We start from the raw sequence: 23405 nt of genomic DNA on the forward strand, positions 1-23405 counted from the left end.
GGAGCGGCATGGCTGACGCGCGGGCGCAGGACGAGGTCGTGAGGTTCACCTCCGACCTCATCCGGATCGACACCACCAACCGGGGTGGCGGTGACTGCCGGGAGCGGCCCGCCGCCGAGTACGCGGCCGAACTGCTGGCCGGGGCGGGACTGGAGCCGACGCTCCTGGAGCGCACCCCGGGGCGGACCAACGTCGTCGCCCGCGTCGAGGGCACCGACCCGTCCGCGGACGCGCTGCTCGTCCACGGTCACCTGGACGTCGTTCCCGCCGAGGCCGCCGACTGGAGCGTGCACCCCTTCTCCGGGGAGGTGCGCGACGGGGTGGTGTGGGGCCGGGGCGCCGTCGACATGAAGAACATGGACGCGATGATCCTCGCCGTCGTCCGCGCCTGGGCCCGCCAGGGGATCCGGCCCCGGCGGGACCTGGTGATCGCCTTCACCGCCGACGAGGAGGCCAGCGCCGAGGACGGCGCGGGCTTCCTCGCCGACGAGCATCCCCACCTCTTCGAGGGCTGTACGGAGGCCGTCGGCGAGTCCGGCGCGTTCACCTTCCACGACGGCGGCGGGCGCGAGATCTACCCGATCGCGGCGGGGGAGCGCGGCACCGCATGGCTCAGGCTGACCGCGCGCGGGCGGGCCGGGCACGGCTCCAAGGTCAACAAGGAGAACGCGGTGACCCGCCTCGCCGCCGCGATCACGCGGATCGGCGAGCACGAGTGGCCGCTGCGGCTGACGCCGACCGTGCGGGCCGCGCTCGCCGAACTCGCCGTCGTGTACGGCATCGAGACCGGCATCGAGGACGTGGACGGCCTCCTGGAGAAGCTCGGCCCGGCGGCCGGGCTGGTCGAGGCGACCGTCCGCAACAGCGCCAACCCGACCATGCTGGACGCCGGTTACAAGATCAACGTGATTCCGGGGGAGGCCGTCGCGTATGTCGACGGGCGGTATCTGGCGGGCTGGGAGGAGGAGTTCCGCGCGACCCTCGACGAGCTCACCGGCCCCGAGGTGGCCTGGGAGTTCCAGCACCGCGAGGTCGCCCTCCAGGCACCGGTCGACGCGCCGACGTTCGCGAAGATGCGTGCCGCCGTGGAGGAGTTCGCACCCGAGGGGCACGTGGTGCCGTACTGCATGTCCGGCGGTACGGACGCCAAGCAGTTCTCGCGGCTCGGGATCACCGGCTACGGCTTCGCGCCGCTGAAGCTGCCGGAGGGCCTCGACCACCAGGCCCTCTTCCACGGCGTCGACGAACGCGTCCCCGTCGAGGCCCTCCACTTCGGAATCAGCGTCCTCGACCGCTTCCTGCGCATCGCCTAGGTGTGCTGTCCGGGGACGTCGCCGACGGGCGACACGCCTTGAGCGGTCCTTGAAAGGGGGGGAGGTCCTCTGGGGTCGGTGTGGATCGTGACATCGACAACTGACGCCCAGGAGGCCCTCGTTCTCCCACCGTGATGCCCCGCTGACCCCGACCGGCAGGCTGCGTCCGGCCCGGTGTGCCGTGGAGGACTACTGGCCCTCGCGGCGGGTCGCGGAGCGCTTCAGGCCCGCCACACCACCGCCGCCCGGTGGGCAGACCGCTCCCGCCGCCACGGCGCCGAGGGCACAGGGCATGCACGACCGTCCCTGCCCCACTGTGCGGTCGGCCATCTGCAGCAATCCGACGACTGGGCGGTTGCCGTCCATCACCGAGCGTCACCTAATGGATCACGACAGTCACTCCGCCTGGCGCGGGTCGGAACGAGAACGTCCGCGCACCCTGACACGCTGAGGTTGCCCATGCATCCGTTTCGGACGAGAAGTCGGCGAGGATCCAAGCCCCCCATGGCGGCAGGGCTGTTCGTCCTGCTGACCACTCTGGAAGCGATCCGGCGGATCGGTGAGAGCCGACGCCGGAGTGCGCCCCGGAGGCGGCTGCTCCGGCTCGGCGCCCTGGTGCTGGGCGGGGTGGCGCTGCTGGCGGCCGTACCCGCGTCAGCGACCACTGGCCGCACCGAGAACGGGTCGAGCAGCTGTCGGGCCGGTGCCGATCCCACAGTGACCACACGCGCCACCACGCCAGGTGCCGAGGTTCTTCACACCTACCGGATGTCGTTCGCGACCGAGATGGCCAACGCCATTCGCGTCAACAAGGCGAAGCTGCTTCCGCTCCTTCCGGAGGGGTATGAACCCGTGTCCGCCTCGGATGTCGGAGTAGGGGGCGAAAACGACGGTGTGTTTGTGATCGTCAACGTCTGCAATGAAAACTTCAGCATCGACGGCACGGTGTCACAACCAACCTCTCTGGTGAACATCCCGAGCATCCTGGTGCGGGAACCGGCTGACGCCGCCGCGGCTGGTTTGAACATTCCGGGCGCGTTCCACATCTATCCCCTGGACATCTACATCAATGACCAGGCGTACGTCGACAGTCTCCGATCCGCGGACATGCCGGTCCAGCTCATTCCCGACATCACTCACGATCGTCGCATCGACGACACAGGAGTGGGCGAGCTGACGGTGCGGGTGCCGGCCAGGAAAAATCCCTTCGCCTCATTCAACGAAGGATTGGGGTTCAGCTCCACCGGAAGAGTCGACGTCGTCGTGTGGTACGAAGGCGACAAGGGTACTGCGGCGCTGACCTTCCAGTTCGACCTCGCACAGGAAGGGCCCGCTCGGAGCGAGGTGTTCACCGAACCGGGAACCAAGCTGAATCACATCCTCACCGGAGGCGGGCTTGGACCAGGTCCCACAGACCCCGATACCGGATTCGAAAGCATCAGGACTCCCTCGCTCAGCTTCCAGTACCCCCAGGGCGGCAGCGGAAGCCTCATCCTGATCAAGAAGCCGTGCGGTTACGGCTCACTGTGCGCGGAGCGATGACGCAAGCCGTCCGACATGCCGAAGGGCCCGCCGCACGGCGGGCCCTTCGGCCGCACAGTGGCCAGATCGTGCTGCCGGGCCCCGGCGTCGGCACGGCGATCGAGTATCGGCTGCGTTCGGCCTTCACCGCAGCCGAGCCAACGGGTGTGCAGCGTGGCCGAAGGCCCTCGCCTCCGAGGGGGCGGGTTCCGGCGGGCGGAGGCGACGGTGCGCGCTCTGGAGGCCGAGCTGTCCCTGTACGCTCAGGTTTCCGGCTGCGCCCCGGCCCGGCATCCCGACCCTGGAGCTCGTGACGTGAAGGACCTCGTACGGCCCGCCCGGCTCGCCCCCGGCGCCCGGGTCGCGATCGTCGCGCCCAGCGGACCCGTGGCGGAGGAGCGGCTCCAGGCCGGCCTCGACCTGCTGCGCGGCTGGGACCTCGACCCGGTGCCCGCACCCCATGTGCTCGACCGGCACGAGGAGTTGGGCCATCTGGCGGGCACGGACGCCGACCGGGCCGCCGACCTCCAGCGGGCCTGGTGCGACCCGGCCGTCGACGCGGTGATCTGCGCGCGGGGCGGCTACGGCGCCCAGCGCATGGTCGACCTGCTCGACTGGGAGGCGATGCGGGCGGCCGGCCCGAAGGTGTTCCTCGGCTTCAGCGACGCGACCACGCTCCACGAGGCGTTCGCCGTCCGCCTCGGCCTGGTCACGCTGTACGGGCCCGTCGCCGCCGGCGTCGACTTCGTCAAGAACACCCGGGCGCAGGAGCATCTGAAGGCCACCCTGTTCGCCCCGGAGAGCGTCCGCACCCTCACCTCCTCCGGCGCCGCCCTCGCCCCGGGCCGGGCGCGGGGCGTCACCCTCGGCGGCTGCCTCGCCCTGCTCGCCACCGGCCAGGGCACCCCGCACACCCGGGCCGGCGCCCGCGGCGGGCTGCTCCTGCTCGAGGACGTGGGGGAGCAGCCGTACCGCGTGGACCGGGCGCTCACCCAGCTCCTGCGCACCGGCTGGCTCGACGGCGTCGCGGGTGTCGCACTCGGCTCCTGGGACCGCTGCGGGCCCTACGAGGAGCTGCGGCCCGTGTTCGCCGACCGGCTCGGCGGGCTCGGTGTGCCCGTCGTCGAGGAACTGGGGTTCGGGCACTGCGAAGGGGCGTTGACCGTGCCGTTCGGCGTGCGCGCCGAGCTGGACGCCGACGCCGGCACGCTGACCCTGGACACGCCCGCCCTGCGGTGACGCCGGCCGGTCACCCGGAGGGCAGACCCCGCCGTGCGTGCGGCCGACGCCGGGACCACCCTGGTCGCATGAACCCGAAGACCTCCGGGAGCGGCAGGAAGGCCGGCGGACAGGGCGGTGCGCCGGCACCCGCCCGTATCACCGTGCTCGCGCTCGCCGTGCTCGCCCTGATCTTCATCTTCGAGAACACCCGCGCCACCACGATCAGACTGCTCGTCCCCGAGGTGACGACGCCGCTGTGGACGGCGCTCCTCGCCACGGGGATCATCGGCGCGCTGTGCGGCGCGTACCTCGTGAAGCGGCGCGGCTGAGGGCGTGAGGGGCCCGGCCGGCTTCCCGGTACGCCGCCGCCGACCCCGTCGTACGCTGGGCCGATGCCGCACACCGCATCCCGCTACCTCGCCGAGGGCCCCCGCGTGGGCATACGCCACTTCACCTATGCGGACGGGGCCGAGTTCACCGCACGCGTGCGGGAGAGCAAGGACCTGCACCACCCGTGGCTGTTCCCGCCGGCCACCGCCCAGGCGTACACCGCGTACGCGGGCCGGCTGATCGAGGACCCCACGAAGGCGGGCTTCCTCGTGTGCACCCTGGACGACGGGGCCATCGCCGGGTTCATCAACATCAACAACATCGTCGAGGGCGGCTTCCAGTGCGGTGCGCTGGGCTACGGCGCCTTCGCGCACGCGGCCGGACGCGGGCTGATGCGGGAGGGGCTCGACCTGGTGGTGGCGCATGCGTTCGGGCCGATGCGGCTGCACCGGCTGGAGATCAACGTGCAGCCCGGCAACGCCGCCTCGATCGCCCTCGCCCGCACCTGCGGATTCCGCCTGGAGGGCTTCTCCCCGAAGATGATCTTCATCGACGGGGCCTGGCGGGACCACGAGCGGTGGGCGCTCACCGTCGAGATGCGCTCTTCCCGGCCTTCCCGCTCTTCCGGTTGATCTTCATCGTGTCGAGGTCGGTGACGGTCGACCGCAGCCCGGTGAAGCCGTAGCCGAGCTCCCGCAGCGTCGCCTCGGCGCGGTCCTCGGCGAGCGCGCCCGCCATCTCCTCGCCGTCCGCCGCGTCCGACACCACCACGTACCGCATCGAGAAGTGCTTCAGCGGCGACGGCTCGTACGACAGCGTGCCCTCCTCGGTGAACCGCATGCCGGCCAGGCCGTGGTCGGCCGCCTCGGCGAGCAGCCGCGCACGGGCCTCGTCGGTGAGGCCGTCCCAGGTGCCCCGGACGATGACCCGGTAGGTGTGCTGCTCGGTCACGCGCGCTCCTCGCTCCTTCGTGAAAGCCGTTGAACGGCCGACTCTACGTCGGCGAGGATGCCTCGCATGCGGAATTTCGTGGTGCTCGACGCCCCCTCCAACCTGGGCCTGCGCCCGCCCGCCCCCGGCACCGTGCCCGGCTGCTACAAGCTCGCCGGAGCCCTGCGCGAGCAGCGGATCCTGCAGCGGCTCGGCGCCCGTGAGGGCGGGGTCGTCGTCCCGCCGCGCTACGACCGCGGGGACTGGCAGGAGGGCGACGGCGTCTTCAACGCGGCCGCCCTCGCCTCCTACACCCGCAGGCTCGCCGACCGGATCGAGCGGCACGTGCGCGCCGGTGACTTCCCCGTCGTGCTCGGCGGGGACTGCTCGATCGGGCTCGGCGCCTCCCTCGCCCTGCGCCGCATCGGCCGCTACGGGCTCGCCGCGGTCGACGCCTCGCCCGACTTCCGGCACCCCGGCAACTCCGACCGGGTCGGCGCGGCCGGCGGGGAGGAGGTCGCGCTCGCCACCGGGCGCGGGCAGGAGGACCTCACCGACCTGGAAGGGCTGCGGCCGTATCTGCGCGACGAGGACGTGCGGTTCTTCGGCATCCGTGACGAGTTCACCGACGACTGTGCCGAACTCGTCGCCCTGAAGATGCCCGTCGTGACGGTCGGGGAGCTGCGCGAGTGGGGCCCGGAGGCGCTCGCCCGCGCCACCGCCCAGGCCTTCGAGATTCCCGAACTCGACGGATTCTGGGTCCACTTGGACGCCGACGTCCTCGACCCCACCGTCATGCCGGCCGTCGACAGCCCCGACCCCGACGGGCTGTTCCCCGGCGAACTCGTCGCGCTGCTGCGGCCGTTGCTCGACTCCCCGCACTGCGCCGGCCTCAACGTCACCATCTACGACCCCGACCTGGACCCGGACGGCACCGCGGGCGCGCTCCTCACCGAGATCGTCGTCTCCGCCCTCGGCCGCACCTGACCGGCGCCCGCGTCACGGCTGACGACGGTCCACGTACTCGTACACCGACCCGTCGGGGTGCCGGGCGATCAGGTTGCGGCCCACCGGCGTCGGCACCGGCCCCGCGATCACGTCGGCGCCCAGCTCGGTGAGTGTCTTGTGCGCCTCGTCGACGTCCGTGACGGCGATCGTCGCCGCGACCTTGCGCAGCACCTCCAGCTCGGCCTCGGGCCCGCTCATCAGCAGGAAGAAACCGACCGCCGCCACCTGCACCCCGCCGCGCTCGAACCGCAGCGCCGGGGTGCCGGCGAGGCGCTCGTAGAAGGGGACGGCGGCTTCGAGATCGTCGACGCAGACACGCAGCGTGGCTCCGAGAATGTCCATGCGGACGAGCCTAGTTGGGGAGGCCGGGGGAGAGGAGGACCCTTCACCCGATCCCCCCCGGCCGCCGCGCGCACGCCGGCTCAGCCCAGGGCCTTGCGGACGGCGTCCCGCGTGCGGTCGACCACGGCCGCGACGGGAGCCGCAGCCAGGTTCCTGGCGGCGGTGTCCGCGCCGGGATGCGGCCGCGTCGGCGCGAGGGCCTCGGCCGCCTGCACGGCACGGGCGAGCGTCTCCAGCCTGCCCCGGTCCGCGGCCCGGTCGAAGTGCGCGAACTCGTACCGCTCCTCGTTGTCGGCGTGCGCCAGCACGTCCTGGCGCAGGGCCGCGAACAGGTCGAGGAACTCGGGCGAGTCCGGGTCCATGTCGTCGAGGCGGGTAAGCGCCCGCTTGGCCTGCTCCTCCTCGTGGATCCGGTCCTCGACGACGCGCTCACCGTCGTCGATGTGGCCGCGCGCGAAGGGATGAACGACCTCCTCCTCGGCCGTCTCGTGCACCGCGAGGAGGCGGACGAGGTCATGGAAGGCACGTTCGCGCACCTCGCCCCGGGCCCGCACCACCTCGTCGAACAGTTCCCGGATCCGCGTGTGCTGCCCCTTGAGGAGCTCCACCACGTCGGTTCGCCGGTCCATCCTCTTCCTCCCTTCTCCCTCTCCTCTTTCTCTCCTCGTTCCTTCCTCGTCCTTTCCTCGTTCTCTCGCGTGTCCGGTGGACGAGCCGCCCGGGTACCCCCGCCCCGCCGGCGTTACGCGCCCGTCACCCCGGGTACCCGGCCGCCATGGAGCGCATGGATCACCTGGAGCATCTGGACAAGCATCTGGTCGACGAGCTGGCGCAGGTGGCACGCGAGACCATCCGCGAGGAGCTGCGCGAGCAGAGCCGCAAGCAGCGCCGTACGGCCATGCTGTACGCCGCGTCCGGCGCCCTCGCCCTGTACGCGGGCGCCGCCGTCGCGCTCGCCGTGGGGCTGGCGCTCGGCATCGGACTGCCGGACTGGGCCGCCGCGCTGATCACCGCGGTGATCCTCGGCGTGCTCGCGTACGTGCTGCGCGGCGCCGCACGGCCGCACCGGCACCCCGCAGACCACGAGGCCGGCTACGCCGCCGCGCACGGGCGCGTCGCCGGCGGTACGCCGCCCGTCGGCCCGACCGGCGGCCTCGGCATGCCCTATCCGCCGATGCCGCCCACCGCGCCCGACGCACAGGCGCCGCGGCCGGACGACATCGACCCCGAGTCGCCGCACCACCGGGCGTGATGCGTGGTGCGGGCGCCTTGGGGACCGCAGGCCGGAAAGGGCCGGACCGTCGTGGTGACCGGGGCCAGCGGGGGCGTCGGCCGGGCCGCGGCCCGTGCCTTCGCCGCGCGCGGCGACCGGGTCGCCCTCCTGGCCCGGGGACGCGAGGGCCTCGCCGCGGCGGCGGACGACGTGCAGCGCGCCGGCGGTGAGGCGCTCGTCGTGAGCGTCGACATGGCCGACGCCCAGGCGGTCGAGGACGCGGCACAGAAGGTCGCCGACGCCTTCGGCCGCATCGACGTCTGGGTCAACAACGCCTTCGCCGGCGTCTTCGCGCCCTTCACGGACATCACCCCCGACGAGTTCCGCCGGGTGACCGAAGTGACCTATCTGGGCTATGTGTTCGGCACGCGCGCGGCCCTGCGGCACATGCTGCCGCGCAATCGCGGGACGATCGTGCAGGTCGGCTCGGCGCTCGCCTACCGCGGGGTGCCGTTGCAGTCGGCGTACTGCGGCGCCAAGCACGCGATCCAGGGGTTCAACGAGTCGCTGCGCTGCGAGCTGCTGCACTCGGGCAGCCGGGTGCGGACGACGATGGTGCAGCTGCCGGCCGTCAACACGCCCCAGTTCGAATGGGTGTTGAACCGGATGCCGGGGCGGGCCCGGCCCGTGGCCCCCGTCTACCAGCCCGAGGTGGCCGCGCGGGCGATCGTGCACGCCGCCGGGCACGGGCGGCGGCGGGAGTACTGGGTGGGCGGTTCGACGGCGGCGACGCTGGTCGCCAACGCCGTGGCGCCGGCCTTCCTCGACCGCTACCTGGCCCGCAGCGGCTTCGACGCGCAGCAGGAGGCCTCTGCCGCCGGCGGGAACGGCGGTCCGGGCAATCTGTGGAGCCCCGCCGACGGGCCCCACGGGCACGACTTCGGGGCGCACGGGCGGTTCGACGGGGAGGCCATGGACGGGGATCCGCAGGAGTGGGTCTCGCGCAACCGGGGACGGGTGGGGGCCGGGCTGCTGGCCGCAGCAGGGGTCGGCGCGGCGGTGACGGCGGGACTGCGGCGGCGGGGTCACGGCTGAGGGGTGGTACCCCACGCATGGTGCCCACGGACGCCCGCCCATGGTGCCCACGGACGGTCGGCTGAGACCGCTGAAGCGTTGGGGTATCCGACCGGCTGACAGGCGGAGCTACCTCCTCACCGGGTACTCCGCAGCCTTCTCCGTGCGCAGGGTCAGGCCGTGCGCAGGGTCAGGCCGTGCTCCGGCGCTGGTCCGCGGCGCCGGTGGTGACCATGCGGGCGGGTACGGCAGGTCGTAGCCGTACTCGCCCGCCGTCACGTCGCACACCAGCGCGTCCCGGACCAGCCGCAGCCCCGTCAGGGTCAGGTCGTCCGAGGGCGCGCCGACCGGTGCCGGGCCGTACGTCCGGCCCGCGTCGTCAGAGGTGTTGTCATGGTGCGACGGGCGCCTCACGGCAGCTGCGGCAGCACCTTCGTGCGGTAGAAGTCGAAGAAGCCGCGCTGGTCGGGGCCGATCTGGTTGACGTAGATCCGGTCGAAGCCCGCGTCGGCGAACGCCTTCAACGCGGAGACGTGCTGGTCGACGTCGTCCCCGCACACCGTGTTCTCGCTCACCATCTCCTCGGTGACCAGCGGCTGAAGCTGCTCGAAGTGGCTCGGCGTGGGCAGGATCTGGCCCATCTCGCCGGGCAGCAGCTGGTTCGACCAGAGCCGGCGGACGGTACGGACCGCCTCGTCGCGGTCGGGGCCATAACAGACCTTCGTGCCGCCGCTGACCAGCTTGGTGCCGCCACCGCCCTTGCGGAACTGCTCCACCATCGGCTCCTCCGGCATCATCGTGATGTAGCCGTCGCCGACGCGGGACGCGAGCGCTGTCGCCTTCGGGCCGAAGCCGGAGATGTCGATCGGGACCGGCTCGTCGGGGACGGTGTAGAGGCGGGCGTTCTCCACCTTGTAGTGGGTGCCGTAGTGGCTGACCTCCTCGCCGGTGAACAGCCGGCGCATGACCTGGATCGCCTCCTCCAGCATTTCCAGGCGCACGTTCGCGGGCGGCCACACGTCGCCGAGGATGTGTTCGTTGAGGGCCTCACCCGAGCCGACGCCGAGACGGAAGCGGCCGTTCGTCATCACCGCGGACGTGGCGGCGGCCTGCGCCACCACCGCCGGGTGCAACCGGACGGTCGGGCAGGTCACCGCCGTCTCGATGGGCAGCGACACCGCCTCCGACAGCGCACCGATCACCGACCAGACGAACGGGCTCTGGCCCTGTGCGTCGTTCCACGGGTGGTAGTGGTCGGAGATCCACAGCGCCCGGAATCCGGCCTGCTCGGCCATCCGCGCCTGCTCGATCAGGTCCGCGGGGCCGAACTCCTCGCAGGACAGGAAGTAGCCGTACTCGGGCATGGGGGGTACCTCCGCGGGTGGGGTTGGTCGCGGCTCCGAGTACCCGGGGCGGAGCCGGGAAACCGGGCCCTGCGGGGCTGCGCGGTCTTTGCCCGCCCGTCCGTCTCGGTGGGTCGAGGGGTGGCCCCTCATCCGGGGGCTGCGCCCGCCGTGCCCCCTGCCGGGGACTGTCCCTCCCTGCACCCACTCCCCAGCGGGGACTGCGTCCCCTGCACCCCCCGAGGCGCGCCCCGCCCCACGTTTGGCCGCCCCGGCCGGGGGGACGCGGAAACCCTCGTACGGCAGATTCCCGTACGTCGCAGACCGCCGGGAGGCGAACCGTGAGTCGACCCCGCATCGTGATCGTCGGAGCCGGTTTCGCCGGGTACCGGACGGCCCGCACCCTGGCGCGGGCGGCCCGGGGCCGGGCCGACATCACCCTGCTGAATCCGACCGACTACTTCCTGTACCTGCCCCTGCTGCCCCAGGTGGCCGCCGGCATCCTCGAACCACGCCGGGTCACCGTCTCCCTCTCCGGCACGCTGCCGGGGGTACGGCTGGTGCTCGGCGAGGCCGGTCGCATCGACCTCGACGGACGCACCGTCCACTACACCGACCCCGAGGACCGGCCGGGCACGCTCGGCTACGACCGGCTCGTGCTCGCCGCCGGCAGCGTCAACAAGCTGTTGCCCATCCCCGGCGTCGCCGAGCACGCGCACGGTTTCCGGGGGCTGCCCGAGGCGCTCTACCTGCGCGACCACGTCACCCGCCAGGTGGAGCTGGCCGCCACCGCCGACAACGCCGGGGAATGCGCCGCGCGCTGTACGTTCGTGGTGGTCGGCGCCGGCTACACCGGCACCGAAGTCGCCGCGCAGGGGCAGCTGTTCACCGATGCGCTGGTGCGCTCGCACCCCCTGCGCAAGGGCATGCGGCCGCGCTGGCTGCTCCTCGACATCGCGCCCCGCGTCCTGCCCGAACTGGACCAGCGGCTGTCGCGCACCGCCGACCAGGTGTTGCGCGAGCGCGGCGTCGACGTACGTATGGGGACCTCCGTGAAGGAGGCCACCGGCGACGGAGTCCTGCTGACCGACGGCGAGTTCGTCGACACCCGCACCCTCGTGTGGTGCGTGGGCGTACGGCCCGATCCGCTCGCCGAATCCCTCGGACTGCCCATGGAACGCGGCCGGCTCCTCGTCGAGCCCACGCTGCAGGTCCCGGGCCGGCCCGAGGTGTTCGCATGCGGGGACGCGGCCGCCGTGCCCGACCTGGAGAAGCCCGGGCAGTACACGCCGATGACCGCGCAGCACGCCTGGCGGCAGGGCAAGGTCGCCGGGCACAACATCGCCGCCTCGCTGACCGGCGGCGAGCTGCGGCCCTACCGGCACAAGGACATGGGCTTCGTCGTCGACCTCGGCGGGGTCAAGGCCGCCGCCAACCCGCTCGGCGTCCCCCTGTCCGGGCTGCCGGCCGGTGCCGTCACCCGCGGTTACCACCTCGCCGCCATGCCCGGCAACCGTGTCCGCGTCGCCGCCGACTGGCTGCTGGACGCCGTACTGCCGCGTCAGGCCGTCCAGTTGGGGCTCGTCCGCTCGTGGTCGGTGCCGCTGGACACGGCGTCGCCGGAGCTGGCGCGGGTGCCGAACGGCCGTGAGCGGCAGCGGGAGACGGCGGCTTCCGGGCCCGGGGCGGCCGTCGCCGACGACATCGGGGACGAGGACGGCCAGAGCGCCGTGGGCGGGGGTGGTGGTGAGGACACGTCCCGGACGATCACGTCGCCGACGCCCGACCCGGTGAAGAGGGAACCCGCGAGGCGTCGGCGGGACCAGGGCTCCGCGGATACGGCCGATGGGTCCGCTGTCGAGAGCGCCGTGGGCGGGGGCGGTGGTGAGGACACCTCCCGGACGATCACTTCGCCGACGCCCGACCCCGTGAAGAGCGAGCCCGCGAAGAGCCGGCCCGGTTCCGAGCCCGCCAAGAACCAGCCCGGTTCCGTGCCCGGCAGGAACCAGCCCGGTTCCGTGCCCGGCAGGAACCAGCCCGGCCCCGAGCCCGGCAGGAACGACTCCACCTCTCCGGAAGGAGACCACTGACCCCATGGACACCGCCGAACTCACCGACCTCGGACAGCAGTTGCGCGTGGACAGCGTCCGCGCCTCCGCCGCCGCGGGTTCCGGGCACCCGACGTCCTCGATGTCCGCGGCGGACCTGATGGCCGTGCTGCTGGCGAACCACCTCCGCTACGACTTCGACCGCCCCGCCCACCCGGGCAACGACCGCTTCGTCCTCTCCAAGGGGCACGCCTCCCCGCTGCTGTACGCGGCCTACAAGGCGGCCGGCGCGATCGACGACGAGGAACTGCTCAGCTTCCGCAAGCTCGGCAGCCGGCTCGAGGGCCACCCGACCCCGCAGCGGCTGCCGTGGGTCGAGACGGCCACCGGGTCGCTCGGGCAGGGGCTGCCGGTGGGTGTCGGTATCGCGCTCGCCGGGAAGCGGCTGGACCGCTCCGGGGCGCGGGTGTGGGTGCTGTGCGGGGACAGCGAGCTGGCCGAGGGTTCGGTGTGGGAGGCCGCCGAGCACGCGGGCCACGAGCACCTGGACAACCTCACCGCGATCGTCGACGTCAACCGGCTCGGACAGCGCGGCCCGACCCGGCACGGGCACGACCTCGACGCCTACGCCCGCCGCTTCCAGGCCTTCGGCTGGCACACCGTCGAGATCGACGGCCACGACGTCGACGCCATCGACCGTGCCTACGGGGAGGCCTGGTCCACCAAGGGCCAGCCGACCGCGATCCTCGCCCGCACCCTCAAGGGCAGGGGCGTGGAGTCCGTCCAGGACCGCGAAGGTCTGCACGGCAAGCCGCTGCCCGACGCGGACGAGGCGATCGAGGAGCTCGGCGGGCCCCGCGACCTGCGCGTCGAGGTGCACGAGCCGCCCGCCACCCGCATGCTGCACTCGGTCCCCACGGGCCGTCTCGACCTGCCCCGCTGGGAGAAGGGCGACCCGGAGAAGGGCGTCGCGACCCGCGACGCGTTCGGGCAGGCGCTCGCCGCCCTCGGTACGGCCCGCGGTGACGTCGTCGCCCTCGACGGCGAGGTCGGTGACTCCACCCGCACCGAGTTCTTCGCCAAGGAGCACCCCGACCGCTTCTTCGAGTGCTACATCGCCGAACAGCAGCTCGTCGCCGCCGCCGTGGGCCTCGCCACGCGCGGCTGGGTGCCGTACGCCTCCACGTTCGCGGCCTTCCTGACCCGGGCGTACGACTTCGTGCGCATGGCCTCGATCAGCGGGGCCGGGATCAACCTGGTCGGTTCGCACGCGGGCGTGGCCATCGGGCAGGACGGGCCCTCGCAGATGGGCCTGGAGGACCTGGCGATGTTCCGGGCCGTGCACGGCTCGACCGTGCTGTACCCGTGCGACGCCAACCAGACCGCACGTCTGGTCGCCGCCATGGCGGGCCTCGACGGCATCCGGTACCTGCGCACCTCGCGCGGCGCCGGCCCGGTGATCTACGGGCCCGACGAGGAGTTCCCGGTGGGCGGCAGCAAGGTGCTGCGCTCCTCCGGCCGGGACCGGCTGACGCTCGTCGCGGCCGGTGTCACCGTGCACGAGGCGCTGAAGGCCGCCGAGGCCCTCGACGGCGAAGGGATCGCGGTCCGGGTCGTCGACCTGTACTCCGTCAAGCCGGTCGACCGGGCCACGCTGCGGCGGGCCGCCGAGGAGACCGGCTGTCTGGTGACCGTGGAGGACCACCACGAGGAGGGCGGCCTCGGCGACGCCGTCCTGGACGCCTTCGTCGACGGGCGGCCCGTGCCCCGCCTGGTTCGCCTGGCCGTGCGGACGATGCCGGGCTCGGCGAGCCCGGACGAGCAGCTGCACGCGGCCGGGATCGACGCCGAGTCGGTCGCCGCCTCCGCCCGGCTGCTGGTGGAGACGGCGGTCGTGCCGTGAGCGCGGACGGGGACGTCCGCACGGTGCGGGCCGGACGCCGCAGTGTGGAGGTCCACCGGCCGGAGAAGGTGCTCTTTCCCAGGGGTGGCGAGGGCAAGGAGTACACGAAAGGCGATCTCGTCGACTACTACCGGTCGGTGGCCGAGTTCATGCTCCCGCATCTGCGCGGCCGGCCCCTGATGCTGGAGCGGCATCCGGACGGGCTCGACGGGCCCCGGTTCATGCAGAAGAACACGCCCGAGCACCACCCGGAGTGGATCACCCGGGCAGAGGTGCCGAAGGAGGACGGCACCGTGTGCCACACCGTGTGCGACGACGCCGCCACCCTCGCCTACCTCGCCGACCAGGCCTGTCTCACCCTGCACCGCTGGCTGTCCAAGGTCGATGCCGTCGACCACCCCGACGTGATGATCTTCGACCTCGATCCTCCCGGCGACGACTTCGGGGCCGTCCGCGAGGCGGCCCGGTGGCTGGGCGAGCTGCTCGACGAGATCCGGCTGCCCTCGGCACTGATGACGACCGGCTCCCGCGGACTGCACGTCGTCGTCCGCCTCGACGGGCAGCACGACTTCGACGAGGTGCGCGCCTTCGCCCGGGACGCCGCCGAACTGCTCGCCACCGAACACCCCGCCCGGCTCACCACGGCCGCCCGCAAGAAGGACCGCGGCGACCGCCTCTACCTCGACGTCCAGCGCAACGCCTACGCCCAGACCGCCGTCGCCCCCTTCACCGTGCGCGCCCGGCCCGGCGCGCCCGTCGCCATGCCCGTCACCTGGGAGCAGCTCGACGACCCCGAGCTCGGCCCCCGCCGCTGGACCGTCGACGACGCCGTCGAACAGGCCCGCACCCACCCGTGGTCCGGGGTGACCGGCCGCGGCCGCGCCCTGGGGCCGGCCCGCCGCCGCCTCGACGCCCTGCGTGGCTGATCCACATACCGCCGGTATGCAGCCCGTCCGCCCGGCGGGCCAGACCCATGCCCTCGTGAAGGTTTGGCCAAGGACCTTCCGGCCACCCGGAAGAGGTGGCCATGTCGAACACAAAGAACACATCGCATGCGCAGACTTCACGGAATTCGCCGAAGAGCGATTCCGGAAACGGTTCCAGAGACGCTTCCAGAGACGACGACTCCTCGAACGACAGGAGTGACAACGTGGCGGACGACCGGCCGACCCCCATGGAGGTCCTGCGGCAGGCGCGCAGTCAGCTCGCGGAGCTGACCGGCATGGCCGCCGAGAGCGTGTCGTCCTTCGAGCAGACGGAGGACGGCTGGTCGCTGGAGATCGAGGTCATGGAGCTCGCCCGCGTCCCCGACACGATGAGCCTGATGGCGAGCTACCAGGTCGATCTCGACCCGCAGGGACAGCTCACCGGCTACCGGCGCGTTCGCCGTTACGAACGCGGGAGGGCCGACGCACACAGGCCCGGCGGCCGTTAGGCCGCCTTCCCGCACCCCCACCCGAACACCACTACCAAGACAAGGAGGCACGGTCGGTATGACCGTTGTCCCGGCACAACAGACCGGCGGCGGGGGCGGCAGCAGCGGCCTCTACGACGTACTGGAGCTCGTCCTGGACAGGGGGCTCGTGATCGACGCGTTCGTCCGGGTGTCCCTGGTGGGCATCGAGATCCTGAAGATCGACGTACGGGTCGTCGTGGCCAGCGTCGACACCTACCTGCGCTTCGCCGAGGCGTGCAACCGCCTCGACCTGGAGGCAGGCCCGCGCAAGGCGCCGGGGCTGCCCGACCTGGTCGGCGAGATCACCGAGTCCGGCGCGCGCGGCAAGTCCAAGGGCGCGCTGTCCGGGGCCGCCGAGACCATCTCAGGCGCCTTCAAGCAGGCCCGCGAGGAGGGTGAGACCGAGTCCAGGCCGCGTCCCCGCAAGTCCACGTCCACGCGCAGGAAGGAGGAACAGGAGTGAGCACGTACGTCTACGGCATCACCGCGCGTTCGCACGCCGACCTTCCCGAGGAGCTGGCCGGCGTCGGCGAGCCGCCGCTGCCGGTGCGCGTGCTGACCGAGGGCGAGCTGGCGGCGGTCGTCAGCGACGCGCCCGAGAACCTGCGCCCCAAGCGCAAGGAACTGCTGGCCCACCAGAACGTCCTCGCCGAGGTGGGTGCCGACGGCTGTGTGCTGCCCATGCGGTTCGGCAGCGTCGCCCCCGACGACAAGGCCGTCACCGGGGTGCTCGCCGAGCGCGCCGAGCACTACCAGGAGCGGCTGCGGGCCCTCGACGGCAAGGTCGAGTACAACGTCAAGGCCACTCATGTCGAGGAGGCCGTGCTGCACCAGGTGATGGCGGAGAGCCCCGAACTGCGGGCCCTCGCCGAGGCCAACCGGCAGGCGGGCGGCGGCACCTACGAGCAGCGGCTGCAGCTCGGCGAGATGGTGGCCGCCGCGGTCAAGGCCCGTGAGGCCCAGGACGCGGCCCAGGTGCAGCAGGCGCTGGAGCCGCTGGCCGCCGCCGTCAGCGTGGGCCCCGAGTCCACGGGCTGGCTGGCCAACGTGTCGTTCCTGGTGGCACGGGATCGGGCCGCCGAGTTCGCGAGCGCGATGGACGACCTGCGCAAGGAGAATCCACACCTCGACCTGCGGCTCAACGGGCCGCTGCCGCCGTACAGCTTCGTCGAGCCCGGCCCGGCGCAGCCCGCGGGCACGGCCGGGGAGTGAAGCACGGAAGCTGAAGGAGCAGGGAGATGGGTCTGATCTCAGAGGTGCTGCTGCTGCCGTTCGCCCCGGTGCGCGGCAGCGCATGGGTGATCGGACAGGTGCTCAGCGAAGCGGAACGCATCTACTACGACCCCGCCACGGTCCGGGCCGAACTCTCCCGGCTCGAGGAACAGTTGGAGGCCGGCGAGATCACCGAGGAGGAGTTCGACCGGTTGGAGGACGAGCTCCTCGACCGGCTGGAGATCGCCACACGCCGCAGCGCGGGAACAGACGGGACGGAACGATGAACCGAATAGCACTGGGCCTCGCGGTAGGGGCCGGGTACGTCCTCGGACGTACCAAGAAGCTGAAGGCGGCGATCGCCGTCGGCTCGCTGGTGGCCGGCAAGAAGATGAACCTGACCCCGCGCGGGCTGGCGGACCTGGTGTCGCGGCAGCTGGCGGACAACCCGCAGTTCAAGGAGATCGGCGACCAGCTCCGCGAGGACCTGCGCGGGGTCGGCAAGGCGGCCTCCGGGGCCGTGGTCGAGCGGCGGATCGACTCGCTCGCCGACCGGCTGCACGGCCGTACCGCACAGGTCCGCGACCAGCTCGCGGGCGTCGTCCCCGGCAGGACCGACGCCGAGGAGGCCGAGAAGGCGGACGAGGAGCCGGAGGCCGAGCAGGAAGAGCAGGAGGAGCCGAAGGACGAGGAGGCGCAGGAAGAGCAGGAGGAGCCGAAGGACGAGGAGGCGCAGGACGAGCAGGAGGCGCAGGACGAGGACCGGGGTGACGAGGGCGAGGAGCCGCAGCGGAAGAAGGCCGCGGCCCGGAAGACGCCGGCGAAGACCGCGAGGAAGGTCTCCGGGCAGAAGACGTCCGCCCGAACGGCCCCGGCGCGCAGGACAGCGACGAAGAAGACCGCATCGGCCAGGAAGACGGCCACCCAGACCGCCTCCGGGGCCGGTGGAGCGAAGGGAGGCGGTGAGCGATGACCGAGACCCTCGGACGGGCGACGTCGGCGGCCTCCGCGGCCGGCAAGGCCAACGGAGGCAGCCCGCTCGCCGGGGTCGCGCAGAGCGAGGCAGCCGACCGGCTGAAGGCGGAGGTGCAGGAGTACCTCGCCGCGCAGGCCCAGCGCCTGCTGGTCGGCGCCGGCCGCAAGCTCGGCGAGACCACCGTCAGACTCAACGACATCGCCGAGGGCAAGAGCCCCGGCTTCGCCAAGCTGGCCCTCGACGGCGGCCGCAAACTGGCCGCCGGCAAGGGCCCGCTGCGTACCGCGCTGGAGCTCGGCGCCACTCGCGTCAAGGACAATGTGATGGGCGCGCTGAAGAGCCTGGGCGGCAAGGGCAAACGCAAGCGCGGGTCGGGCAGCAAACCCACCGTCATCATGGAGCAGATCGATGTCGGCGTGCCGCTGCGCACCGCTTACGACCAGTGGACGCAGTACCAGGACTTCAGCACCTTCGCCAAGGGCGTCAAGAGCGCGAGCCGCGCCGACGACACCACCAGCGACTGGCAGTTGAAGGTCTTCTGGTCCAACCGCAGCTGGAAGGCGAAGACGACCGAGCAGATAGCGGACGACCGGATCTCCTGGACGTCGGAGGGCGCCAAGGGCACCACCAAGGGCGTCGTCTCCTTCCACCGGCTCGCGGACAACCTCACCCGCGTCCTGCTGGTCATCGAGTACTACCCCGTGGGCCTGTTCGAGAAGACCGGCAACATCTGGCGCGCCCAGGGCCGACGGGCCCGCCTCGACCTGAAGCACTTCGCCCGCTTCATCACCCTCAAGGGCGAGGCGGAGGACAGCTGGCGCGGCGAGATCCGCGACGGCGAGGTCGTCCGCTCCCACGAGGACGCGCTCGCGGAGGAGAAAGAGGGCGAGGAAGAGGAAGAGGGCGAGGAGCCCGAGTCGGAGTACGACGAGGAGGAGCCCGAGGCCGAGGCCGACGAGGAGGAACCTGAGGCCGACGAGGAGGAACCTGAGGCCGAGGAAGAGGAAGAGCAACCCGAGGCCGAGGCCGAGGAAGAGGACGAGGACGAGGACGAGGACGAGTACGACGAGGACGAGGCCGCGGACGACGACGGGAGCCGTCGATGACCATGCCGAGCCGGATGCCGGAGCCGTACGGCCAGGGCGGTGGGTCCAATCTCGCCGACATCCTGGAACGCGTCCTCGACAAGGGGATCGTCATCGCCGGCGACATCCGGATCAACCTGCTCGACATCGAACTGCTCACGATCAAGCTCCGCCTCATCGTCGCCTCGGTCGACAAGGCCAAGGAGATGGGCATCGACTGGTGGGAGGACGACCCGGAGCTGTCCACCCGCGCCCGCCGCGACGCCCTCGCGCGGGAGAACGCCGAGTTGCGTGAACGGCTGGCGCGGCTGGAGGAACTGGAACCGGGCCGCGCCCGTACCCGGGAGGAGTCCCCATGACAGGACTGCGGTACGTGTACGCCATCTGCCGGCCCTTCGGCGCGCCGCTCCAGGCCGAGCTGACGGGCGTGGGCGGCGCGCCCGCCAAGCTGCTGCACCATCACGGCCTGGTCGCCGTCGTCAGTGACGTGCCGCAGCGGGACTTCGCCGAGGAGCCGCTGCGGGCGCACCTGGAGGACCTGGACTGGCTCGCCGCGACCGCCCGCGGCCACCAGCAGGTCATCGACGCGCTCACGGCGGTCACCACACCGCTGCCGCTCCGGCTCGCGACCGTCTTCCGGGACGACAGCGGCGTCCGCGTGATGATCGAGGCCCGCGAGGAGGACTTCCGGCGCACCCTGGACCGGCTGGAGGGGCGCGTCGAGTGGGGGGTGAAGGTCTATGTCGAGGCCGAGACCCCGGAAACCGCCGGCACCGCAACCGCCGGCACCGCGGAATCCGGGCCGCCGGCGAAACCCGCTTCCGGCCGGGACTATCTGGTGCAGCGCCGTAGGCGCGCCAAGGCGCACGAGGACAGCTGGCTCCGCGCGGAGCGATTCGCGGGCCGGCTGCACTCTCTTCTCTCCGCGCACGCGGACGCCGCCCGCCTCCACCCGCCGCAGAACGCCGCCCTTTCCCGGGCCGCGGGACAGAACGTGCTGAACGCCGCCTATCTGGTGCCGCGCAAGGAATCCGAGGAATTCGTGGAAATAGTGGACCGGACGAAGGGTGAGGAACCCGGAATGCGGGTCGAACTCACCGGTCCATGGGCGGCCTATTCCTTTGTGGACCTAGAGTTCGCGCAGTCGGAGGAGGAGGGCTCATGACCGTCGTGGAGCGCCGTGAGGTCGCTCTCGTGGACCTGCTCGACCGGCTGCTCGCCGGCGGGGTCGTCATCACCGGCGACATCACGCTGCGGATCGCCGACGTCGACCTCGTCCGCATCGACCTGAACGCCCTGATCAGTTCCGTGAACAAGAACGTGCCCGCGCCCTGGGGGGATCTGGTGTGACGACGCCACGCAACCGTCTCGACCTCGAGCCCGACACCGTCGAGCGCGACCTGGTCAAACTCGTCCTCACCGTCGTGGAGCTGCTGCGCCAGCTGATGGAACGGCAGGCGCTGCGCCGTTTCGACCAGGGCGACCTGAGCGAGGAGCAGGAGGAGCGGATCGGGCTCACCCTGATGCTGCTCGACGACCGCATGACCGAACTGCGCGAGCGCTACGGACTGCGGCCCGAGGACCTCAATCTGGACCTCGGGCCGCTCGGACCGCTGCTTCCCCGGGAATGACCCGGGAACGACCCCGGGAATGACTCTTCCGTTGCCGGTTGAATGAATTCTGCTTGAATTCCCGGGGTTAATTCACCACCTGTACCAACGGCCCCTGCCTCCCGCCGCGGTCGTTCCGCGCATCAGGAATCCCAGCAGCCAGAGAACGAGAACCGCGATCGCGATCCACCAAAGCACCTTCACTGCGAATCCGGCACCGAAAAGAATCAGTACCAGCAGCAGCACCAGCAGGATGGGAACCATAGTGTGAAACCTCCTGCTGTCCGGGTTTCCCGGATTCCGTGAATCAGGCGTCCTTTCGGCACAGAATCTCTCCGTGCAGAACGCTGAACCATCCGTCCTCCTGCTTTCCCCATTCCCGCCAGGCCTCCGACACGGCCCGCAACTCGGTCTCCGTCGCGTGCCCGCCCTCGGTGGCGCGCCCGGCGTAGGCGGAGGCGAGGGTGCGGTCGGCCCACAGGCCGCTCCACCACGCCCGCTCCTCGGGGGTGCTGAAGGTCCAGGTGGCCGATGTGGCCGTGATGTCGGTGAAGCCGGCGGTCAGCGCCCAGGACTTCAGCCGGCGCCCGGCGTCCGGCTCGCCGCCGTTGGCGCGGGCCACGCGGCGGTACAGGTCCAGCCAGCCGTCCAGGCCGGGCGACTCCGGATACCAGGTCATCGCCGCGTAGTCGGAGTCCCGTACGGCGACGAACCCGCCCGGCCGGGTGACCCGCCGCATCTCCCGCAGCGCCTGCACCGGGTCCCCGACGTGCTGGAGGACCTGATGGGCGTGGACCACGCAGAACGTGTCGTCCGGGAAGTCGAGGGCGTGGACGTCGGCGACCGCGAAGTCGACATTGGTCAGGCCGCGCCCGGCGGCGGTGGCCCGCGCCTGGTCCAGGATGCCCGGCGCGTGGTCGACGGCGGTGACGTGTCCCTCGGGGACCAGGGCCGCCAGGTCGGCGGTGATGGTGCCCGGCCCGCAGCCGACGTCCAGGATCTTCATGTGGGGCTTGAGTGAACCCAGCAGATAAGCCGCGGAGTTGGCGGCGGTCCGCCAGGTGTGCGAGCGCAGCACCGACTCGTGGTGCCCGTGCGTGTAGACGGCGGTCTCTCGTGCGTTCGGCATGGCTCTGCCCCTTCTCGACGGACCGGCCCCCGGGCTCCGCGAAGCCCGGGGCGATACTCGTCACCGTACGCGGCCAATCGAATGCTGAGACAGTTTGTTCTGCGATATGGACTGATGCACCGTCAGATATGAGCGGCGCGTATCAGGGCCGGGGCCGGTACACCGTCAGCGCCTCGGGCAGCTTCTCCAGCGTCACCTCGCCCTGGACCTCGGTGACTTCGCCGTCGTGGGCGAGGAGCGTGCCCGGGGCGACGTTCCTGAGGTGCACTCGGCCGACCTGGACGGCGGCGTGGACGGGGGACCGGGTCAGGGGGCCCGCGAAGGCCGCGGCGAGCAGGCGCAGCGCGGGCCTGCGGCCGCCGTGCACGACCCGTACGTCGAGCCGGCCGTCGGCCAGGTCGACGCGACGGCCCGGGGCGAGGCCCAGCCGGTGGTAGGTGCCGTTGCCGGCGAACAGCAGCCACAACGGGCGGGCGCTGCCCCCGACTTCGGCCTCCAGCGGATGCCGGCCCGCGCGCAGCACCCGCAGAGCCGCGAGAACGCCGGCGGGCCAGTCGCCGATCCGCTGCGACCAGCGGTCCCGCTCGCGCACCAGCTCCGGATAGACGCCCAGGCTGCAGGTGTTGAGGAAGACGCCCTGCCGCGCCCCGCAGACGAACCGGCCCGCATCCACGCGCACCGCCTCACCGTCCCGTACGGCCCGGGCCAGCGTCCGCACGTCCTCCACGCCCAGGTCGTACGCGAAGTGGTTGAGGGTGCCGCCGGGGACGACGGCCAGCGGCAGCCCGTGGCGCAGGGCGACCTCGGCGGCCGTGTTCACCGTGCCGTCGCCGCCGCACACCCCGAGCACCCGGGCACGGGCCGCCGCCTTCTCCAACTCGGCCGGCACATCCGCCGGTTCGCACGCGACGACCTCCGCGCGCGGCAGGGTGTCGTGCAGCGCACGGACCCGGTCGGCGGTCCCGGCGGCGGTGTTGGCCACGACCACCAGACCCTCCCCCTCGGGCAGCGCGGGCGCCTGCGCACGGGGCCGGGCCGGCGGGACGGCCGGGCCCCGGGTGGGCACCAGACCCCGTACGGCGAACGCGGCACCCGCGCCCAGGGCAGCGCCCGCGAGGACGTCGCTCGGGAAGTGGACGCCCGTGTAGACGCGGGACATCGCCACCGAGAACGCGACCGGCGCCACCGCCGCACCCCACGCCGGCGACTCCAGTGCGACGCCGGTCGCGAAGGCCGCCGCCGACGCGGAGTGACCGGACGGGAAGGACGTGGTGATCGGCTGCCGCTTGAGCTGCCGGACCAGCGGCACCGGATCCAGCACGGGCCGCGGGCGGCGCACCGAGCGCTTGCCGAGGGTGTTGATCGTCAGGGAGGCCAGGCTCAGCGAGGCGAGCCCGCGGGCGGCGGCCCGACGGGCCCGGGGCGTGCGGCTCGCCGCCATCGCGGCCGCCGCCGCGAACCACAGCACGCCGTGGTTGGCGCTGCGGCTCAGCCGCGGCAGGACCGGCTCCGCGGCGGGCCAGTCGCGTTCGGCGGCGAACTCGAACAGCCGGCAGTCGAGGGCGAGCAGCCGGTCGCGCAGGGGGTGGCGGCCGGGCTGCGGGGCGGTGAGATCGACGTCTGGGTTCATGGGCTGCGGGTACCCTGCAGGGGCCGTTTCCCGCGCGAGGCGGCACCGACACGGGAGGGTG

At 72.2% G+C, this 23405-nt stretch carries 28 protein-coding genes and 2 pseudogenes; 22 read left to right on the forward strand and 8 right to left on the reverse strand.

What is annotated here, in order from left to right; translation table 11 throughout:
* Positions 1–8: 8 nt before the first annotated feature.
* The 6 genes and pseudogenes from IE263_RS04195 (at position 9) to IE263_RS04220 (ending at position 5017) form a co-directional block, all read left to right on the forward strand.
* Positions 9–1313 carry a M20/M25/M40 family metallo-hydrolase gene (locus tag IE263_RS04195; protein WP_189932308.1) on the forward strand — a complete coding sequence of 435 codons (1305 nt, stop codon included), beginning with the start codon at positions 9–11 and terminating at the stop codon, positions 1311–1313.
* Between the two features lie 100 nt (positions 1314–1413).
* Positions 1414–1598: pseudogene (locus tag IE263_RS04200) on the forward strand (hypothetical protein); the annotation flags it as partial.
* A 219-nt stretch (positions 1599–1817) separates the two neighbouring features.
* Positions 1818–2855, forward strand: a complete 1038-nt coding sequence (locus tag IE263_RS04205) for a hypothetical protein (RefSeq protein ID WP_189932309.1) — start codon at positions 1818–1820, stop codon at positions 2853–2855.
* Between the two features lie 294 nt (positions 2856–3149).
* On the forward strand, positions 3150–4073 hold the full coding sequence (locus tag IE263_RS04210) for a S66 peptidase family protein (protein ID WP_189933152.1): 924 nt from the start codon (positions 3150–3152) through the stop codon (positions 4071–4073).
* A 68-nt stretch (positions 4074–4141) separates the two neighbouring features.
* Entirely contained in the window at positions 4142–4384 is a 243-nt protein-coding gene (locus tag IE263_RS04215) for a LapA family protein (RefSeq protein ID WP_189932311.1), read from the forward strand.
* Between the two features lie 63 nt (positions 4385–4447).
* Positions 4448–5017 carry a GNAT family N-acetyltransferase gene (locus IE263_RS04220; RefSeq protein ID WP_189932313.1) on the forward strand — a complete coding sequence of 190 codons (570 nt, stop codon included), beginning with the start codon at positions 4448–4450 and terminating at the stop codon, positions 5015–5017.
* Here IE263_RS04220 and IE263_RS04225 read toward each other — a convergent pair.
* Positions 4971–5336, reverse strand: a complete 366-nt coding sequence (locus tag IE263_RS04225) for a DUF6204 family protein (RefSeq protein ID WP_189932315.1) — start codon at positions 5334–5336, stop codon at positions 4971–4973. The genes IE263_RS04220 and IE263_RS04225 overlap by 47 nt on opposite strands.
* Before the next feature lie 66 nt (positions 5337–5402).
* Here IE263_RS04225 and IE263_RS04230 point away from each other — a divergent pair, with 66 nt between their 5' ends.
* Positions 5403–6302: an arginase family protein gene (locus tag IE263_RS04230; RefSeq protein ID WP_189932318.1), complete on the forward strand. Its 900-nt coding sequence runs from the start codon at positions 5403–5405 to the stop codon at positions 6300–6302.
* Positions 6303–6314: 12 nt separating this feature from the next.
* Here IE263_RS04230 and IE263_RS04235 read toward each other — a convergent pair whose 3' ends face one another.
* Both IE263_RS04235 and IE263_RS04240 read right to left on the reverse strand, forming a co-directional pair.
* Entirely contained in the window at positions 6315–6665 is a 351-nt protein-coding gene (locus IE263_RS04235; protein WP_189932319.1) for a VOC family protein, read from the reverse strand.
* A gap of 80 nt (positions 6666–6745) precedes the next feature.
* The gene (locus IE263_RS04240; RefSeq protein ID WP_189932320.1) at positions 6746–7294 is read right to left on the reverse strand and encodes a hemerythrin domain-containing protein; all 549 of its coding nucleotides are present in this window, start codon (positions 7292–7294) and stop codon (positions 6746–6748) included.
* Between the two features lie 146 nt (positions 7295–7440).
* Here IE263_RS04240 and IE263_RS04245 point away from each other — a divergent pair, with 146 nt between their 5' ends.
* Positions 7441–7917, forward strand: a complete 477-nt coding sequence (locus tag IE263_RS04245; protein WP_189932321.1) for a phage holin family protein — start codon at positions 7441–7443, stop codon at positions 7915–7917.
* Positions 7918–7923: 6 nt separating this feature from the next.
* A complete protein-coding gene (locus IE263_RS04250) occupies positions 7924–8973 on the forward strand; it encodes an SDR family oxidoreductase (protein ID WP_268256001.1) in 1050 nt (349 codons plus the stop codon).
* Positions 8974–9163: 190 nt separating this feature from the next.
* Here the strand turns inward: IE263_RS04250 and IE263_RS50310 are convergent.
* Both IE263_RS50310 and IE263_RS04260 read right to left on the reverse strand, forming a co-directional pair.
* Positions 9164–9288, reverse strand: a pseudogene (locus IE263_RS50310) (enolase C-terminal domain-like protein); the annotation flags it as partial.
* 74 nt (positions 9289–9362) lie between these two features.
* Positions 9363–10316 (reverse strand): LLM class F420-dependent oxidoreductase, encoded by a 954-nt coding sequence (locus tag IE263_RS04260; RefSeq protein WP_189932323.1) that lies wholly within the window; start codon positions 10314–10316, stop codon positions 9363–9365.
* A 320-nt stretch (positions 10317–10636) separates the two neighbouring features.
* On the opposite strand from IE263_RS04260, the gene IE263_RS04265 reads away from it, so the two are divergent.
* The 13 genes from IE263_RS04265 to IE263_RS04325 all read left to right on the forward strand — a co-directional run bounded on the left by IE263_RS04265 (position 10637) and on the right by IE263_RS04325 (position 20606).
* The gene (locus tag IE263_RS04265) at positions 10637–12385 is read left to right on the forward strand and encodes an FAD-dependent oxidoreductase (RefSeq protein ID WP_189932324.1); all 1749 of its coding nucleotides are present in this window, start codon (positions 10637–10639) and stop codon (positions 12383–12385) included.
* A 4-nt stretch (positions 12386–12389) separates the two neighbouring features.
* The gene (locus tag IE263_RS04270; RefSeq protein ID WP_189932325.1) at positions 12390–14246 is read left to right on the forward strand and encodes a transketolase; all 1857 of its coding nucleotides are present in this window, start codon (positions 12390–12392) and stop codon (positions 14244–14246) included.
* On the forward strand, positions 14243–15172 hold the full coding sequence (gene ligD, locus IE263_RS04275; protein ID WP_189932326.1) for a non-homologous end-joining DNA ligase: 930 nt from the start codon (positions 14243–14245) through the stop codon (positions 15170–15172). Before IE263_RS04270 ends, ligD begins: the two co-directional genes overlap by 4 nt.
* Positions 15173–15273: 101 nt before the next feature.
* Positions 15274–15681, forward strand: a complete 408-nt coding sequence (locus IE263_RS04280; protein WP_189932328.1) for a gas vesicle protein GvpO — start codon at positions 15274–15276, stop codon at positions 15679–15681.
* Between the two features lie 58 nt (positions 15682–15739).
* Complete coding sequence (locus IE263_RS04285; protein WP_189932329.1) at positions 15740–16165, forward strand: gas vesicle structural protein GvpA; 426 nt, start codon at positions 15740–15742, stop codon at positions 16163–16165.
* Entirely contained in the window at positions 16162–16914 is a 753-nt protein-coding gene (locus IE263_RS04290) for a GvpL/GvpF family gas vesicle protein (protein ID WP_189932330.1), read from the forward strand. The genes IE263_RS04285 and IE263_RS04290 overlap by 4 nt, the downstream gene beginning before the upstream one ends.
* A gap of 26 nt (positions 16915–16940) precedes the next feature.
* On the forward strand, positions 16941–17201 hold the full coding sequence (locus tag IE263_RS04295; protein WP_189932331.1) for a gas vesicle protein GvpG: 261 nt from the start codon (positions 16941–16943) through the stop codon (positions 17199–17201).
* A complete protein-coding gene (locus IE263_RS04300) occupies positions 17198–17887 on the forward strand; it encodes a DNA primase (RefSeq protein ID WP_189932332.1) in 690 nt (229 codons plus the stop codon). The genes IE263_RS04295 and IE263_RS04300 overlap by 4 nt, the downstream gene beginning before the upstream one ends.
* Entirely contained in the window at positions 17884–18996 is a 1113-nt protein-coding gene (locus IE263_RS04305) for an SRPBCC family protein (protein WP_189932333.1), read from the forward strand. Before IE263_RS04300 ends, IE263_RS04305 begins: the two co-directional genes overlap by 4 nt.
* A complete protein-coding gene (locus IE263_RS04310; protein WP_189932334.1) occupies positions 18993–19334 on the forward strand; it encodes a gas vesicle protein in 342 nt (113 codons plus the stop codon). Before IE263_RS04305 ends, IE263_RS04310 begins: the two co-directional genes overlap by 4 nt.
* Positions 19331–20140: a GvpL/GvpF family gas vesicle protein gene (locus tag IE263_RS04315; protein WP_189932336.1), complete on the forward strand. Its 810-nt coding sequence runs from the start codon at positions 19331–19333 to the stop codon at positions 20138–20140. Before IE263_RS04310 ends, IE263_RS04315 begins: the two co-directional genes overlap by 4 nt.
* Positions 20137–20325, forward strand: coding sequence for a gas vesicle protein (locus tag IE263_RS04320; RefSeq protein WP_189932338.1), 189 nt, complete (start codon positions 20137–20139; stop codon positions 20323–20325). The genes IE263_RS04315 and IE263_RS04320 overlap by 4 nt, the downstream gene beginning before the upstream one ends.
* A complete protein-coding gene (locus tag IE263_RS04325; protein ID WP_189932341.1) occupies positions 20322–20606 on the forward strand; it encodes a gas vesicle protein K in 285 nt (94 codons plus the stop codon). The genes IE263_RS04320 and IE263_RS04325 overlap by 4 nt, the downstream gene beginning before the upstream one ends.
* 72 nt (positions 20607–20678) lie before the next feature.
* Here the strand turns inward: IE263_RS04325 and IE263_RS04330 are convergent, their stop codons facing one another.
* From IE263_RS04330 to IE263_RS04340, 3 genes are all read right to left on the reverse strand, one after another.
* Complete coding sequence (locus IE263_RS04330) at positions 20679–20849, reverse strand: hydrophobic protein (protein ID WP_189932343.1); 171 nt, start codon at positions 20847–20849, stop codon at positions 20679–20681.
* Positions 20850–20892: 43 nt separating this feature from the next.
* Complete coding sequence (locus IE263_RS04335; protein ID WP_189932346.1) at positions 20893–21714, reverse strand: class I SAM-dependent methyltransferase; 822 nt, start codon at positions 21712–21714, stop codon at positions 20893–20895.
* 142 nt (positions 21715–21856) lie between these two features.
* Positions 21857–23344 (reverse strand): bifunctional phosphatase PAP2/diacylglycerol kinase family protein, encoded by a 1488-nt coding sequence (locus IE263_RS04340; RefSeq protein ID WP_189932348.1) that lies wholly within the window; start codon positions 23342–23344, stop codon positions 21857–21859.
* Positions 23345–23405 lie beyond the last annotated feature (61 nt).

Origin of the sequence: Streptomyces aurantiogriseus (assembly GCF_014649375.1) — a bacterium.
Lineage (GTDB): Bacteria > Actinomycetota > Actinomycetes > Streptomycetales > Streptomycetaceae > Streptomyces > Streptomyces aurantiogriseus.